This is a genomic window from Polynucleobacter campilacus, assembly GCF_002206625.1.
GTDB lineage: Bacteria > Pseudomonadota > Gammaproteobacteria > Burkholderiales > Burkholderiaceae > Polynucleobacter > Polynucleobacter campilacus.
The window spans coordinates 77,198-93,143 of record NZ_NGUP01000005.1 but is presented as its reverse complement, the minus strand read 5'-3'; the positions used below and the strand labels follow the sequence as shown (position 1 = coordinate 93,143).

Annotated in this window: 16 protein-coding genes; 13 read left to right on the top strand and 3 right to left on the bottom strand. The window is 46.4% G+C overall.

The annotated features are described in order from the left end of the window. Nucleotides 1–53 precede the first annotated feature (53 nt). Together CBI31_RS09420 and CBI31_RS09415 are read left to right on the top strand one after the other, a co-directional pair. Entirely contained in the window at nucleotides 54–419 is a 366-nt protein-coding gene (locus tag CBI31_RS09420; protein ID WP_240553907.1) for a c-type cytochrome, read from the top strand. A gap of 13 nt (nucleotides 420–432) precedes the next feature. Further along, nucleotides 433–786, top strand: a complete 354-nt coding sequence (locus CBI31_RS09415; RefSeq protein ID WP_088526149.1) for a c-type cytochrome — start codon at nucleotides 433–435, stop codon at nucleotides 784–786. Between the two features lie 72 nt (nucleotides 787–858). Here CBI31_RS09415 and CBI31_RS09410 read toward each other — a convergent pair whose 3' ends face one another. Beyond that, nucleotides 859–1,497 (bottom strand): GntR family transcriptional regulator, encoded by a 639-nt coding sequence (locus CBI31_RS09410; RefSeq protein WP_088526148.1) that lies wholly within the window; start codon nucleotides 1,495–1,497, stop codon nucleotides 859–861. Nucleotides 1,498–1,649: 152 nt separating this feature from the next. Between CBI31_RS09410 and scpA the strand changes: the two genes are divergently transcribed. Genes scpA through CBI31_RS09370 form a run of 8 tightly spaced genes read left to right on the top strand, consistent with a single transcriptional unit; the run spans nucleotide 1,650 to nucleotide 10,696 of the window. Next, the gene (gene scpA, locus CBI31_RS09405) at nucleotides 1,650–3,776 is read left to right on the top strand and encodes a methylmalonyl-CoA mutase (protein ID WP_420812083.1); all 2,127 of its coding nucleotides are present in this window, start codon (nucleotides 1,650–1,652) and stop codon (nucleotides 3,774–3,776) included. 15 nt (nucleotides 3,777–3,791) lie between these two features. Next, the gene (gene meaB / locus CBI31_RS09400) at nucleotides 3,792–4,817 is read left to right on the top strand and encodes a methylmalonyl Co-A mutase-associated GTPase MeaB (protein WP_088526146.1); all 1,026 of its coding nucleotides are present in this window, start codon (nucleotides 3,792–3,794) and stop codon (nucleotides 4,815–4,817) included. Between the two features lie 10 nt (nucleotides 4,818–4,827). Continuing rightward, a complete protein-coding gene (locus tag CBI31_RS09395; protein ID WP_088526202.1) occupies nucleotides 4,828–6,360 on the top strand; it encodes an acyl-CoA carboxylase subunit beta in 1,533 nt (510 codons plus the stop codon). A 26-nt stretch (nucleotides 6,361–6,386) separates the two neighbouring features. Then, nucleotides 6,387–8,411 carry an acetyl-CoA carboxylase biotin carboxylase subunit gene (accC, locus tag CBI31_RS09390; RefSeq protein WP_206075495.1) on the top strand — a complete coding sequence of 675 codons (2,025 nt, stop codon included), beginning with the start codon at nucleotides 6,387–6,389 and terminating at the stop codon, nucleotides 8,409–8,411. A gap of 9 nt (nucleotides 8,412–8,420) precedes the next feature. Beyond that, nucleotides 8,421–8,888, top strand: coding sequence for a VOC family protein (locus CBI31_RS09385; protein ID WP_088526144.1), 468 nt, complete (start codon nucleotides 8,421–8,423; stop codon nucleotides 8,886–8,888). Between the two features lie 34 nt (nucleotides 8,889–8,922). Next, nucleotides 8,923–9,651 carry a tRNA (adenosine(37)-N6)-threonylcarbamoyltransferase complex dimerization subunit type 1 TsaB gene (tsaB, locus tag CBI31_RS09380; protein ID WP_088526143.1) on the top strand — a complete coding sequence of 243 codons (729 nt, stop codon included), beginning with the start codon at nucleotides 8,923–8,925 and terminating at the stop codon, nucleotides 9,649–9,651. Next, on the top strand, nucleotides 9,651–10,166 hold the full coding sequence (rimI, locus tag CBI31_RS09375; RefSeq protein WP_088526142.1) for a ribosomal protein S18-alanine N-acetyltransferase: 516 nt from the start codon (nucleotides 9,651–9,653) through the stop codon (nucleotides 10,164–10,166). The genes tsaB and rimI overlap by 1 nt, the downstream gene beginning before the upstream one ends. After that, nucleotides 10,163–10,696 carry a DNA polymerase III subunit psi gene (locus tag CBI31_RS09370; RefSeq protein WP_088526141.1) on the top strand — a complete coding sequence of 178 codons (534 nt, stop codon included), beginning with the start codon at nucleotides 10,163–10,165 and terminating at the stop codon, nucleotides 10,694–10,696. The genes rimI and CBI31_RS09370 overlap by 4 nt, the downstream gene beginning before the upstream one ends. Here CBI31_RS09370 and lplT read toward each other — a convergent pair. Then, nucleotides 10,693–12,012 carry a lysophospholipid transporter LplT gene (gene lplT, locus CBI31_RS09365; RefSeq protein WP_088526140.1) on the bottom strand — a complete coding sequence of 440 codons (1,320 nt, stop codon included), beginning with the start codon at nucleotides 12,010–12,012 and terminating at the stop codon, nucleotides 10,693–10,695. The two genes, CBI31_RS09370 and lplT, sit on opposite strands and share 4 nt — an antisense overlap. A gap of 74 nt (nucleotides 12,013–12,086) precedes the next feature. Between lplT and alr the strand changes: the two genes are divergently transcribed. Next, entirely contained in the window at nucleotides 12,087–13,178 is a 1,092-nt protein-coding gene (gene alr, locus CBI31_RS09360; RefSeq protein WP_088526201.1) for an alanine racemase, read from the top strand. A gap of 17 nt (nucleotides 13,179–13,195) precedes the next feature. Here the strand turns inward: alr and CBI31_RS09355 are convergent, their stop codons facing one another. After that, nucleotides 13,196–14,083, bottom strand: coding sequence for an outer membrane protein assembly factor BamD (locus tag CBI31_RS09355; RefSeq protein ID WP_088526200.1), 888 nt, complete (start codon nucleotides 14,081–14,083; stop codon nucleotides 13,196–13,198). Between the two features lie 20 nt (nucleotides 14,084–14,103). On the opposite strand from CBI31_RS09355, the gene CBI31_RS09350 reads away from it, so the two are divergent. Then, nucleotides 14,104–15,144 (top strand): RluA family pseudouridine synthase, encoded by a 1,041-nt coding sequence (locus CBI31_RS09350; RefSeq protein ID WP_206075488.1) that lies wholly within the window; start codon nucleotides 14,104–14,106, stop codon nucleotides 15,142–15,144. Further along, complete coding sequence (gene pgeF / locus CBI31_RS09345) at nucleotides 15,141–15,902, top strand: peptidoglycan editing factor PgeF (RefSeq protein ID WP_088526139.1); 762 nt, start codon at nucleotides 15,141–15,143, stop codon at nucleotides 15,900–15,902. The genes CBI31_RS09350 and pgeF overlap by 4 nt, the downstream gene beginning before the upstream one ends. The last annotated feature ends 44 nt before the right edge of the window (nucleotides 15,903–15,946 follow it).

Genomic DNA, 15,946 nt, shown 5'->3' with positions numbered 1-15,946 from the left:
TCCGCTATAATCTGTCCACTCGAATTAAATCAAACTCATTAAAACTGATTTCTATGAAAAAAAGAACAATTCTTCCTCGATTGCTGCTTGCTACTGGTTTAGTGCTTACTGGTTTTACTGCCCAAGCCGATGAAGTTAAGGGGAATGCGGCGGCTGCAAATGCCAAAGTATGGCTTTGTGTTGGCTGTCACTCAATTCCTGAATACCGCGCTGACTACCCATTGGTTTATAAAGTACCGATGATTGGCGGCCAAAATGCAGCCTACATTGCTAGCGCATTAGCGGCATATAAGAAGGGCGAAAGAAAGCATCCAACCATGCGCGCTATCGCTGGCAGTCTTTCTGATCAGGATATGGCCGACCTTGGCGAATACTATGCTGCGCAAACAGCCAGCTCACCTAAAAACCCATTGAAGTGATAGAGATACGTTTATGAAATTTGCACTCATTACCGCAGTTTTGTTTTCTAGCATTGGCCTAGTGAATGTTGCTAATGCCGCTAGCGTTGATAAAGGTCTAGCTTTGGTTGAGAAGGGCAATTGTGCCTCTTGCCATGGTGCCGGGCTCAATGCACCGATATTGCCTATTTATCCAAAACTGGCAGGTCAATACCCCGATTACCTTTACTATGCATTGAAGGCCTACAAAGTAGGGGGTGGCAATCCGCAATATGGTCGTAATAACGCCATCATGGGTGCACTAGTTCAGGGGTACTCCGATGCAGATATGCAAGACATCGCTGCTTATATTGCTTCTTTGCCTGGAAACTTTGTCATTAGAAAGTAATTCTGCTCGAGCTTAATAAAGTAATGGCTTAGGATAATATTCTAAGCCATTGTTATTTATAGATATTTATTGCTATCTTAAGGCTTCTAAGCCATTGGCAAAGTGTTTACGCATAGCTACTTCTGCTGCCAACTCATCGCGCTTTAGGATTGCCCGAAGAATCTCGCGATGCTCAATGAGTGAGTTTTGAAGTCTTCCCGTACTCGTTAGGGAGTCTTTTCTATGCAATTTCAGGACTTTTCTTAAATCATCAATCACACCGTTCATCCAGCGATTCCCCGCAATTTGCTGTATTAACTCGTGAAATTTTCCGTTGATTTCAAAGAATTGCTCGATATCTCGATCTGCAGCTGCGGTTTCTAGGCGATGGTGCAGGTGATCTAAGAGATTGAGATCATCCTCTGTGGCTTTTATGGCTGCTTCTTTGGCTGCCTGGCCCTCCAAAAGGGATAAAACAGTGAAAATCTGATCTAAATCACTGCGATTGACCTCTGTTACATACGCGCCACGACGCAATTTCATGGTCACTAGACCCTCAGATGCTAAGGCCTTGATGGCTTCGCGCATGGGCGTACGGCTAATTCCAAACTGTTCTGCTAATGATTGCTCATCGAGCCAGCTTCCTGGCGCCAATTGCTTGGCAAATATCTGATCACGCAGTCTGTCGGCTACGTCTTCGTATAGAGGCCTATTGTTCAGTTTTGTATTCATAATTATGTATACATATTAACTGGACAAATTCTAAATAGTCAAGCAGAATTGTTAAATTAGATGCAATGCAACAAATTGACTAGGGGTGCCTTGTGAGTTCAGAAAAGAAACAACCATCAGGAAGTTCATGGCCAGCAGTTCCAGATTCGAATATAGAAGACTGGAAAAAGTCTGCCCAGAAGTCAGCGCCAAACGGTGACCCTGAGAAGCTTGGTTGGAATACGCCAGATGGTATTCACATTAAGGCACTCTATACCTCTGCAGATACACAAGACCTCAATTACACCGATAGCTTGCCAGGTTTCGAGCCATATTTAAGGGGTCCTCAAGCAACAATGTACTCGGTGCGTCCATGGACGATTCGACAATACGCTGGCTTTTCAACTGCACAAGAATCCAATGCGTTTTATCGCAAAGCATTGGCTGCTGGTGGTCAAGGCGTATCGGTTGCATTTGACCTAGCGACTCACCGCGGCTATGACTCAGACCATCCGCGGGTTACTGGTGATGTTGGTAAAGCCGGTGTTGCGATTGATTCTGTTGAAGATATGAAAATTTTGTTTAATGGCATTCCATTGAACAAAGTTTCTGTTTCCATGACGATGAATGGTGCGGTATTGCCTGTGCTGGCTGGCTATATCGTGGCGGGCGAAGAACAAGGCGTTAAACAAGAGCAATTATCTGGAACGATTCAGAACGACATTCTGAAAGAGTTCATGGTGCGTAACACCTACATCTATCCACCAGAGCCTTCTATGCGCATTATTGGCGACATTATTGAATACACCGCCAAGCACATGCCTAAATTTAACTCGATATCAATCTCGGGTTATCACATGCAAGAAGCAGGCGCCAATCAAGTTCTAGAACTAGCCTTTACATTGGCTGACGGTAAAGAGTACGTTAAAACAGCACTTGCCAAAGGATTAGATGTGGATGGCTTTGCAGGCCGCTTGTCATTCTTTTTTGCCATTGGAATGAACTTTTACTTAGAAGTCGCTAAATTACGCGCTGCAAGATTATTGTGGTGGCGCATCATGAAATCGTTTGAGCCCAAAAATCCAAAGTCCTTAATGTTGCGCACCCATTGCCAAACATCGGGCTGGTCATTGACTGAGCAAGACCCCTATAACAATATCGTGAGAACGACGGTTGAAGCAATGGCCGCTGTTTTTGGTGGAACGCAGTCCTTACATACCAACTCCTTTGATGAAGCGATTGCTTTACCTTCTGAGTTCTCAAGTCGGATTGCAAGAAATACCCAGCTAATTCTTCAGGAAGAAACCCATATCACTAGCGTAATTGATCCTTGGGCTGGTTCTTACATGATGGAAAACCTTACACAAGAGATGGCAGACAAGGCTTGGGAAATTATTCAAGAAGTCGATGCTATGGGCGGCATGACTAAGGCGGTTGAAAGTGGTTGGGCTAAATTGAAGATTGAAGCTTCTGCTGCTGAAAAGCAGGCCAAGATAGATTCGGGCGCCGATGTGATTGTTGGCGTCAATAAATACAAACTCGATAAAGAAGATCTCGTTGACGTCTTAATGATCGATAACGATCGCGTTCGCGAGGGTCAAGTTGCTCTCCTGGAACAAATCAGAGCAAAGCGTGATAGTAAGAAAGTAACAGCAGCATTAGAGGCATTAACAAAAGCCGCTGAGGACAACACCGGAAACTTATTGGAATTGGCTATCAATGCCATTCGTTTACGTGCTACGGTCGGTGAAGTGTCTGATGCATTGGAGAAAGTTTACGGGCGCCATCGCGCCGATACTCAAAAGGTGACCGGAGTGTATGCAGCTGCCTATGACTCAGCCGAAGGCTGGGAAAAACTGAAAGTAGAAATCGCCGACTTTGCGAAAGATTTTGGTCGTCGACCGCGCGTCATGATTGCCAAACTTGGTCAAGATGGTCATGATCGAGGTGCTAAGGTGGTTGCGACTGCCTATGCAGACTTGGGATTTGACGTTGATATCGGCCCCTTGTTTCAAACTCCTGAAGAGTGTGCGCGCCAGGCAATTGAGAACGATGTACATGCCTTAGGTGTCTCTACCCTAGCTGCAGGTCATAAGACCTTAGTGCCTGCCATCATTGCAGAACTCAGAAAACAAGGTTCGGATGACATCATCGTATTTGTAGGTGGTGTTATTCCAAGACAAGACTATGAGTTTCTCTACGAAGCAGGAGTGAAGGGTATTTATGGTCCAGGTACACCTATTCCAGCTTCAGCTAAGGATGTGCTTGAGCAAATTCGTAAATCGGTAAAACCAGCTTAACTCAGGCCCTATTAGATGCTTCAAGCTGCCGATCAGATCTTAGTAAGTGATCTCACCAGTGCGCCATCGCTTAAACAGCGACGCGCTCTAGCAAAGATTATTACCTTACTTGAATCTACTCGCTTAGATCACCGCAAGCGTGCAGATGATGTACTCAATACCCTGTTGCCAAAGACTGGTAATTCATTTCGCTTAGGTATTTCTGGGGTCCCAGGTGTTGGCAAATCGACACTCATCGAAGCTCTTGGTCTCTACTTAATTGAAAAAGGCCACCGTGTTGCCGTGTTAGCCATTGATCCATCCTCTAGCTTGTCTGGCGGATCCATTTTGGGTGATAAAACCCGTATGGAGCGTCTCTCAGTTCTTGAAGATGCTTTCATTAGGCCCAGCCCATCTTCAGGAACGCTGGGCGGTGTTGCAGAGAAGACTCGTGAGACCATGCTAGTTGCAGAGGCAGCTGGTTTTGATGTGATCATCGTTGAGACGGTCGGCGTTGGCCAAAGCGAAATTGCAGTTGCTGGTATGACCGACATGTTCTTGCTGATGCAGTTACCGAATGCTGGTGATGATCTGCAGGCCATCAAAAAAGGCGTGATGGAAATCGCCGATCTGATTGCGATTAATAAGGTAGACATCGATCCTGATGCAGCAATGCGTGCGCAATTGTTTATCACGAGTTCTTTGCGTTTACTCGGCTTTCAGGGCAACCCAGATCACGCTTCACATCAGCAGGAGTTTTGGCATCCCACCGTCATTACATTAAGTGCGCTTGAGGGCAAAGGCGTACCTGAGCTCTGGGACAAAGTAACTCATTTTGAAAAGCTGCAAAAGGCCAATGGCAAATTTGAGAGTCGTCGCAAACAACAAGCAGGCGCATGGATGTGGGATCGCATTGATGCAGGCTTAAAGAATGCATTTCGGAACAATGCGCAAGTTCAAGAGCTCTTACCAATCTTAATTGCACAGGTAAATCAAGGAACCATGGCAGCTTCAGTGGCGGCAAGACGCCTGCTGGAATCTATGGGTCATGAATTTTTCTAAGGAGCAGCACATGAAGGAAATCATTCAACAGCTCGAGGCCAAACGTGAGCTTGCCCGATTAGGTGGTGGGCAAAAGCGTATTGCCGCTCAGCATGCGAAGGGCAAACTCACTGCCCGTGAACGCATTGAACTCTTACTCGATGCAGGCACTTTTGAAGAGTGGGATATGTTTGTTGAGCATCGTTGTCATGATTTTGGAATGGCTGATCAAACTGTTCCAGGTGACGGTGTAGTGACTGGTTACGGCATGATTAATGGCCGTCTTGTGTTTGTGTTTTCCCAAGACTTCACAGTATTAGGCGGGTCTTTGTCAGAAGCTCATGCTGAAAAGATTTGCAAGATCATGGATCAAGCCCTGAAGGTAGGCGCCCCTGTGATTGGATTAAATGACTCAGGTGGTGCGCGCATTCAAGAGGGCGTTGCTTCTTTGGGTGGCTATGCAGAAATCTTTCAACGCAATGTGACCGCCTCAGGTGTGATACCGCAGATCTCCTTAATCATGGGGCCGTGTGCAGGCGGTGCTGTGTATTCGCCAGCGCTAACGGATTTCATTTTCATGGTTAAAGATAGCTCCTATATGTTCGTTACCGGCCCAGAAGTGGTCAAGACAGTAACGCATGAGGATGTCACCTCAGAAGAGTTGGGTGGTGCAGTTACACATTCCACCGTCTCTGGCGTTTGTGATTTAGCCTTTGATAACGATGTTGATGCCATCATGATGCTGCGCCGCTTCTTTAACTATCTACCGTTATCGAACCGCGAAAAACCCCCACTTATTAAAGGCGCTAATCGCACTGAAGAGCCTGATTTTTCATTAGATACGCTCGTTCCATCCAATCCAAATCAACCTTATGACATGAAGGAGCTGATTGCAAAGATTGTGGATGATGGAGAGTTCTTTGAGCTTCAACCTGATTACGCCAAAAACATTGTGATTGGCTTTGGGCGCATGGAAGGCCGCTCGATTGGTATCGTTGCTAATCAGCCCTTGGTGTTAGCTGGTTGTCTCGATATTAAGGCTTCAATTAAGGCTGCGCGTTTTGTGCGTTTCTGTGATGCTTTTAATATACCGGTAGTAACTTTAGTGGATGTGCCAGGATTTATGCCAGGTACTGCTCAAGAGTATGGCGGCATCATTAGACACGGCGCTAAATTACTCTATGCCTACGCAGATTGCACCGTGCCTAAAGTCACATTGATTACGCGTAAGGCCTATGGTGGTGCCTATGACGTGATGGCATCCAAGCATTTACGTGGCGATGTGAACTTTGCATGGCCATCCGCAGAGATCGCGGTAATGGGCCCAAAAGGTGCAGTAGAAATTATCTTCCGCGAAGAAAAATCGGATCTAGAGAAAATTGCAGCCCGTGAAGCTGAATACAAGGCCAAATTTGCAAACCCATTTGTGGCAGGACGTCGTGGCTATATTGATGATGTAATTTTGCCGCACGAAACCCGCAAACGTATCGCTCGCTCTTTGGCGATGTTGAAAGATAAAGAGTTAAAGAATCCTGCGCGTAAACACGGCAATATTCCCCTGTAAAGGCGCGACAAATCATGACTACAAAAATGTTTACGAAAATCCTTATTGCCAACCGCGGTGAGATCGCATGCCGTGTAATGAGTACCGCGAAGAAGATGGGTATTAAGACGGTTGCTGTTTACTCAGAAGCCGATCAGGAAGCCCGTCATGTTCAATTAGCAGATGAGGCCGTTTGCATTGGACCTGCGCCTTCCAGAGAATCGTATCTAGTGATTGATCGTATCATTCAAGCTTGTAAAGATACTGGGGCACAAGCAGTTCACCCCGGCTATGGCTTTTTATCTGAGAACGAACAGTTTGCTCGGCGTTGTGAAGAAGAGGGCATCGTTTTTATTGGTCCCAAATACCAATCGATTGCTGCCATGGGCGACAAAATTGCCTCAAAGAAGTTGGCAATCGAGGCTAAGGTCAATACGATTCCAGGCCATAACGAGGCGATTGCAAGTAGCGATGAAGCGGTCAAGATAGCCCAAGGTATCGGTTATCCAGTCATGATCAAAGCATCGGCTGGCGGTGGCGGTAAGGGGTTGCGTGTTGCATTTAATGATAAAGAAACTGCCGAAGGTTTCGCTGCTTGTAAAACTGAGGCGATGAGCAGCTTCGGGGATGATCGCATCTTCATCGAGAAGTTTGTTGAAGGTCCGCGCCATATTGAAATTCAGGTTTTAGGCGACTCTCATGGCAACGTGGTGTATTTAAATGAGCGTGACTGCTCGATTCAACGCCGTCATCAGAAGGTCATTGAAGAGGCACCTTCACCATTTATCGATCCTACAACCCGTAAGGCAATGGGCAAACAAGCAGTTGCCTTGGCTAAAGTGGTCAATTATCAATCTGCCGGCACAGTGGAATTCGTAGTTGGCAAAGATAAGTCTTTTTACTTCCTGGAGATGAATACACGTCTACAGGTTGAGCATCCGGTAACTGAATCGATTACGGGTCTTGACCTGGTTGAGCAAATGATCCGTGTAGCCGCTGGTGAAAAGCTCGCCTTTAAACAAGAGGATGTGAAATTAGATGGTTGGTCAATGGAATGTCGTATTAATGCAGATGATCCATTCCGCAACTTTTTGCCATCTACTGGTCGCCTGGTGAAATATCGACCACCTGAGTCGGTAAACGGTGTACGAGTAGATACGGGCGTATACGAGGGCGGTGAGATCCCCATGTATTACGACTCGATGATTGCAAAATTGATCGTTCACGGCAAGGACCGTTCAGAAGCGATTGAGAAAATGCGTTCGGCTCTAAATGACTTTGTGATTCGCGGCATTCATTCAAACATTCCTTTTCAAGCAGCCTTATTGCAGCATCCCCGTTTTGTGAGTGGTGATTTCACAACCGGCTTTATTGCAGAAGAATATCCAGAGGGCTTTAAAAAAGACTCTGTCCAACCAAGCGATCCCAAGCGCTTGGCCGCATTGGCTGCATTTATGCGCTATCGCTATCTAGAGCACATCAAAATGATTGATGGTCAGTTGGCTGGTCATGAAATGATCATTGCCAAGAAGTTTGTTGTGGTCACTGGTAAAAAATCAGGGTCTATGAATGATCCTGTTGAGGTGCCTATTCGTGTTGAGTTAAAAGATGGCATCTATTCGGTGTATATCGACGAGCCTGATGGTGTCAGCCGCTATGACATAGTAAGTCATTGGCGTCCGGGACAAATTTGCCTTCATGCCACCATGAATGGTATCCATAAAGTGACCGCACAAGTTGAACGACGGGGCGTGAGACACCTGCTAACTCTTGACGGAGCTCACTTTGAGTGCATGGTACTAAGCCCGCTAGGCGCTGAGTTACAGAGGCGCATGCCAGTTAAGCTGCCACCTGATACCTCCAAATTAGTGATGTCACCGATGCCTGGTCTACTGACAAAAATAGCTGTTAAGGTTGGTGATGCTGTAACGGCTGGTCAAAAACTGGCATCGATTGAAGCTATGAAAATGGAGAATACGATTTCAGCATTACAAGATGGTGTCGTTTCAGAGATATGCGCTAGAGAAGGTGATAGCTTAGCAGTAGATCAGTTGATCATCCGCTTTGAATAAGGAGAGGTGATGTCAGCTAAGCCATTCAAAATTTTGGGCATTCAACAAATCGCTATTGGCGGCGAAAGTAAAGAACGCCTTAAGAAGTTATGGGTCGATATGCTAGGTTTTGAATACAAAAGCACCTTTGTCTCTGAGCGTGAAAACGTGGATGAAGACATTTGCGCAATCGGCAAGGGGTCTCATGAGATTGAGCTAGACCTGATGCAGCCCTTTGATATTCAAAAGAAGCCTGCAGTACACCAAACTCCGTTAAATCATATTGGGTTATGGGTAGACGATCTACCTAAAGCAGTTGAGTGGTTATCCGCGAATGGTCTACGCTTTGCTCCTGGTGGAATACGTAAAGGTGCAGCTGGATATGACATCACTTTTGTTCACCCCAAAGGGAACGATGAGTTCCCCATTGGTGGGGAGGGGGTCTTAATTGAGCTTGTTCAAGCTCCTCCTGAGGTGATTGCAGAATTGGGTTCATAATTTGACCTACCAAACAAACTAAAAAGAGCTCAAATTGACGCGCATATTAGCCATCGACACATCAACAGCTTGGTGTTCGGTGGCTTTATCTTTAGACGATGAAGTACCCATTCTCCGACATGAGTTGGTATCGGCTGGCGCTAGCCAGCTGGTCTTACCCTGGGTGCAAGCTCTTCTGCAGCAAGCGAACATCAAACTCAACGAGCTTGATGCTATTGCTGTTGGCATTGGCCCAGGAGCATTTACAGGTGTTAGGCTTGGTGTAGCGGCTGTACAAGGTTTGGCTATTTCTTGTGATCTGCCGATAGTGCCAGTTGCCAGTGTGGATGCCATTGCAGCGCAATTATGCAAAACACATGACTTTGAACTAATTAAACCAAGAAACTTTGCTATCGCTATCGATGCCCGTATGGATGAAATCTACTGGGCTAAATATGAGTCTGCCAGTCAGAAACAATATCTACCAAAACGTATTGGCGATATTCATTTATCAAAACCAGAAGAATTAGATCTCACCGATATTTCCTTTTTAGCAGGTAGCGCCCTGACAGCCTACAGCGATCGATTATTTTCAAAGTCAAAGACGTCGCTATCATCTAATGCTCTGGATACCGAAATCCACTTAAGTGCCTTGGGCATCTTAGACTTTGCAAAGCAGGCGATTAAAGAAGGTCGGCAAATCAGCGTAAGGGAGCTCGAGCCGTTGTACGTTCGGGACAAAGTAGCACTCACAACACAAGAGCGTCTGGAGGCTTTCAAGTAATGTCTGAGAGTATTGCTGAACTTTCTTTTCTGCCAATGCAGGCTGCAGATTTGGATGCTGTTCTAGCAATTGAAGCAGTGTCCCATTTTCATCCTTGGACCAAAGGCAACTTCACAGACTCTCTAGCAGCAGGCCACTGGGCCTATTGCATTCGTCCACAAGTAGATCAAGCCGTCAAAGGCTCGTATTTAGATCCAGACATCTTGTGGGCCTATTGCATTCTCTTTCCCGCTGTAGATGAACTCCATTTGCTCAACATCACAGTTTCGCCAAAACTGCGCCAGCTTGGATTGGCTTCCAGAATGATGGCGGCAATTGAAGGCGTTGCAGCCCAACAAAAGATGCCTAGAATCATTCTAGAAGTCAGACCATCTAATACTGCTGCAGTCGCCTTGTACCAAAAACTGGGCTACGAGCAAATTGGCGTACGTAAAAACTACTATCCAGCCGACCCCCAATTAGGAAACAGGGAGGATGCCCTCGTGATGGCTAAATCGATTAAGCTAGAGTTATGACTAATACACAAACTGCCTTCTTAAAAGAAATGGGCATCACCCAATGGTCAGCCAGGGATAGCGATGCGTCATCACCATCCGAGAGCCCTCAAGTAGCTTCTCAGGATGCCGCATTGAATAGCGTGGAGAAGGTTGAAAAAATTTCCCAAGGCTATTGGTGGTTCTTTGGGGCGCAACCACAGGGAGAAGCACAGGCTCTCTTTCAGAATATGATTCGAGCTTTAGGTTTAGGCCGCCAAGAGTGGTCATGGAAAAACACTAGCGATGATTTGAGTCAGCTCAAAGCTCCAGAAAATGGTTTGCCAGTGGTGGGGTTTGCCTTTGGTGGCGCGGTTGCTCAGAAAATTACTGGCGAGCGAGATGCATTACCGCAACTGCGCGAAACGATTCTGGCATTAAACAATGGTTCTGATGAAGAAATTCCGGTGATTGCTTCATTTGATCTTGCTCAACTAATTGCAAAGCCAAAAGATAAGGCATTGCTCTGGCAGGATCTTTTATTAGCGAAGTCTGTACTACAAAATATTTAATGCTTATGTTCACCGATCAGGTGCATAGAGTCATATTCAGATTGGTTCTTTGCATGACGCTTAATTACAAGCCACATGATGATGCTAACAGCTAATCCAAAGCCAATAATGACGTAAGGTATTGGAACATCAAACCAGATCAATATCGAATACATTGCCAGCATCATCAGTACTGAAATATTCTCATTGAAGTTTTGAACGGCAATGGAGTGGCCAGCAGACATCAAAACGTGACCACGATGCTGTAGTAGAGCGTTCATTGGCACCACAAAATATCCTGCAAGCCAACCAACCACAATGAGCAAGAAATAAGCGGGTAATAAATTCAGGCTGACTTCCATCTTGCCGATTGTCATCACGGTTATATCAGGCAGCATATGAGAGTTGTAGACGGCCATCACACAAACCACGAGACCCATAGCGATGCCATAAGGGAGCACTTTTAATGAGTTGCGAAGCGGAACGCGTGAAGCAGCCCAAACGGCGCCGCCAGCAACCCCAATGGCTGATATGGCTTGCAGAATGGCGCTCTGGGATAGATTCATATGCAAAGCAACCTGGGCCCACTTAATCACAATAAATTGCAAAGTAGCACCGGCGCCCCAAAACAAGGTCGTTACAGCTAAGGAAATTTGACCTAAGCGATCATTCCATAAAGTTTTAAAGCAAACAGAAAAATCTTTGATCAGCTCAATAGGGTTGGCCTTTTGCACAACATAGCGTGCCCCAGTATCTGGAATCGTGAGATTAATGAGTGCAGCGATGATGTAAATCATCATGATGATCAGGATGGCAGACTCTGCAGGAGTATCAATACCCGTATCTATCGTTGGCACATCTAATGCCAAGAGGCTCCCAGATACTGTGCTACTAATCAAGACGCCGCCTAAAACAGTGCCTAAAATGATTGAGCCCACGGTAAGGCCTTCGATCCAGCCATTGGCAGCTACCAGTTTTTCTGGGGGAAGTAATTCAGTCAGAATGCCGTATTTGGCTGGAGAATATGCGGCAGCCCCAAGGCCCACGATGGCATAAGACAGTAATGGGTGGCTTCCGAACAACATTACGACGCAACCTACAAATTTGATCGTATTGGTAATAAACATGACATTTCCCTTGGGGCGGGAGTCTGCAAAGGCGCCTACGAAGGCTGCCAGCACTACATAGGACAAAACAAAGAATAATTTGAGTAAAGGGGTCATCCAGGCCGGAGCATGAAGCTGGGCCAAAAGGGCAATTGCTGCGATCAGCAATGCGTTATCAGCAAGCGACGAAAAAAATTGCGCCGCCATAATGGTGTAAAAACTACGGTTCATTCGTACAATCTAGTCATTGAATCCATTAAAACACGAAAGGAGGGGTGAATATGGGCGGTTTTGGTATCGGCTTAATAAATAGGCCAATTTTGGCATCTATTCACATTGATGCCTTTCGACATAATTTAAACAGAGTTCGGGAACTTGCTCCAGAGTCCAAAATTTGGGCCGTTGTGAAATCCGGTGCCTATGGCCACACTTTTGAGGCAGCTTTGAAAGGTTTGGCATCCACAGATGGTTTTGCGCTGCTAAATATGCAAAATGCCCAGCGATTGAGGGATGCTTGCTGGCAAGGACGAATCCTACTTTTAGAAGGGTTATTTCATGAAAATGAAATGTCCTTGGCAGAGAAGTTGTCGTGTGACTTGGTTGTGCACTGCGAGATGCAAGTTCAGTGGCTAGAAAAGTACGTGGCCCATAAGCCATTTAATATTTTTCTGAAAATGAATACTGGCATGAATCGCTTAGGCTTAAAACCTGAGGCCTATAGAACAGCATTCCATCGCCTACATGCTGCTGGGAACAAAATGCATCACATGACGCATTTTGCAAATGCAGATCAAGTTGATCGCTTGCCAACAGTGGGCAGTCAATTGGAACTATTTAACGACACGATTGAGGGTTTAGAGGCTCCTACGTCATTGGCCAATTCTGCAGCCATATTGTGGCATCGCAATGCTCTTGGAGATTGGGTGAGACCGGGAATCATGCTTTACGGCGCATCGCCTACTGGGCTATTTGCAGATATCAAGAACTCACACTTAAAGGCAGTAATGCAGTTAGAGAGTGAAATCATTGATATCCAAGTATTAGATAAAGGAGATCGCGTTGGCTATGGCGGACGCTTTGAAGCACCCGAAACCATGAGAATTGGTATTGTGGCTTGCGGCTATGCCGATGGATACCCTCGTCATGCCAAAGATGGCACACCAGTTTGGGTCAGCGGTGGTACTCAGGATGGTGGGGTAGTTTGCCCTATCGTCGGCCGTGTATCTATGGATATGCTGAGTATTGATTTGCGTAATGCACCCGATGCAAAAATTGGCAGTACTGTTGAACTTTGGGGCGATAAAGTGCCGGTAGATGATGTTGCACAAATGAGCGACACCATCGGCTATGAGCTGCTGTGCGCTGTAGCTCCGCGCGTACCTGTTGTGGTTAAGTAAAGATGGTGAACGAAGTCTTACTTATTCCAGAACTGCCACCATTTGCGTTCTTTTTGCACTCGCTGTCCAGTCTCTAGCATGACGCTATCCGGAAAGTTGAGTTTAAAGACTCGGGCTGTATCGTTGCTCAGATCAGCCATACCTAATTTTTGGTAGGATTTATAGAGGATATAGAGCGCTTCCTCTACTGCAGGAGCGCGATCATAGTCTCGAATAACGAGCTGCGCACGATTGGCCGAAGCCAAGTAGGCTCCACGTTGATAGTAGTAACGCGCCACAAGCACATCCGCTTCAGCCAATGAGTTGACGATATAGCGCATGCGATCTAAAGCGTCCGGAGCGTATTTACTATTAGGGAAGCGCTCAGCAACGATTTTGAAGGACTCAAATGCATCCTTGGCTGCCTGTGGATCTCGCTCACTTAAATCTTGACCCGTAAATTTACCGAGCCACCCCAAATCATCATTGAACGTAATGAGGCCTCTAAGATAGTAGGCATAATCTAAGCTTGGGCTTCCTTGATGAAGCTTGATGAAGCGGTCAATAGCAACTAAAGCTTGAGCTTGTTCCTGCCCCTTCCAGTAGCAATAAGCAGTATTAATTTGTGCTTGCTGTGAATAGGGTCCAAATGGAAAGCGTGCCTCTAGCTTGTCAAAATATTTTCCGCACTTAACAAAGTCACCATCATTTAACTTCTCAGTTGCTTCCGAATATAGCTTTGCCTCTGACCAAATATCAGTATCGTCTTTTTGACCATCGCTGCCTGCGCATCCACTCAAAAATAGTGCTACCGTCAATATGAGTAAAAGCAGGGCGATTGGGCTGGTATTTGAAATAAGGGACTTTTTTTGTGGGGCAGGATTCCCAGCAAGCCTTAAACTGGCGTCTGATATTACGTCGGACATAACTGAAAGGCTCTTTAAGCGTGGCATTGCCGCAAACTCCTGATTCGAATCCTGTTGATTATATCGATGAAGAGGATTTCATCTCCCTAGATATCCCTTTAGAGATGGCAGGGGAGAGGCTCGACAAGGTCCTAGCAGGGTCTTTGCCAGATTATTCTCGCAATCGACTCAAGGCCTGGGTCGAGTCGGGGGCTGTCATGGTTGACGGGAAAGTGACTAAAGCCCGCTATTTACTGCATGGTGGTGAGAGCATCAAGGTCTTTCCGCAGGAGATGCCAGAGCAATTTGCCTTTAGTCCGGAAGATATCCCCTTGGATGTTGTTTATGAGGACCAATCCCTCATCGTGATTAATAAGCAGGCCGGGCTAGTAGTTCATCCAGCCGCTGGAAATTGGTCAGGCACCCTATTAAACGGGCTCTTATTTCGTTATCCAGAGCTGAAGTTATTACCTAGAGCTGGGATTGTTCATCGCTTGGACAAAGACACCTCGGGATTAATGGTGGTTGCTCGAACTGCTCAAGCTCAAACGTCTTTGGTAAGACAGCTTCAAGAGCGAACTGTAGGTCGTCGATATTTAGCTTGGGTTTGGGGTGACGCACCAAATCAAGGCAAAGTGCTAGCAACTGTTGGCAGAGATCAGCGTGATCGTCTTCGCATGGCTGCTGGTAACGCACAAGGAAAGCCTGCAGCTACTCTATTTCGTCGCTTAGCAAAGGGAAGCTTTAGTGAGGCCCCTCTTGCTTTATTGGAGTGTCGCTTAGAAACCGGGCGCACACACCAAATCCGCGTTCACTTGGAATCCCTTGGCTTTCCTCTTCTAGGTGATCCTGTTTACCGCAAAAAAACTCCGGGGGCAGCAAAGGCACTGCTGTTTGAACGCCAAGCCTTACACGCCTATGCCTTAAGTCTGCAACATCCAATCAGTCAAGAGTGGATGACTTGGTTTCGCCTGCCACCTCCTGATTTGATGGAGCTGTTACTGCAAGTTGGCATGAGCGAAGAAGTATTGCCAAAAGAAGAGGCTTTGCTAGCATCCCCTCAGAATGACTATCAGTCATGAATGCCATTAAACCAACATGGCCGGCTCCAGGTGCTATTCATGCCCTAGTGACGACAAGACAAGGTGGTGTCAGTCACTCGCCATATGACACCCTCAACCTTGGGGATCATGTTGGAGATGACCCTGCGAGGGTGATTGCTAATCGTCAATTGCTTAGAGCATATGTTCCCGCAGAGCCTATTTGGTTAAAGCAAACTCATCGTATTCAAGTGAGCACCCCAGACACTCGCACTCAGTTTTCTAGCAAACCTTATGAGGCCGATGCTGCGGTGACCAATATTCCAGATGAAGTCTTAGCGATCATGACGGCTGATTGTCTGCCGGTACTACTTTCCAATGCTGATGGCACAGTTATTGGTGCCGCTCATGCCGGATGGCGTGGTTTATGTGATGGCGTATTAGAAAACACGGTAAGTGAAATGCTCAAGCTATCCCATCAATCGAGCGCGGCTAATATCATTGCATGGATGGGGCCGGCCATTGGTCCAGAATCTTTTGAAGTCGGCGAAGACGTAGTGGGGCGCTTTCAGGAATGCGGACTACATGATATGAAGCAATGCTTTTTACCCATATCCAATAGGCCTGGAAAGTATTTGGCTGATCTTTATCAGTTGGCACGAGATCGGCTTAAAAGGGCTGGAGTAGAGTCCACCTTTGGTGGCGACTTGTGCACAGTTTTGGATCAGGGGCAGTTTTTCTCCTATCGCCGTGACGGGGTTACTGGGCGATTCGCCTCGCTCATCTGGATATCCTCCTAGATACCATTCCTGAGGGTAAACACTAGCCTAGCCCTACGGCTAGG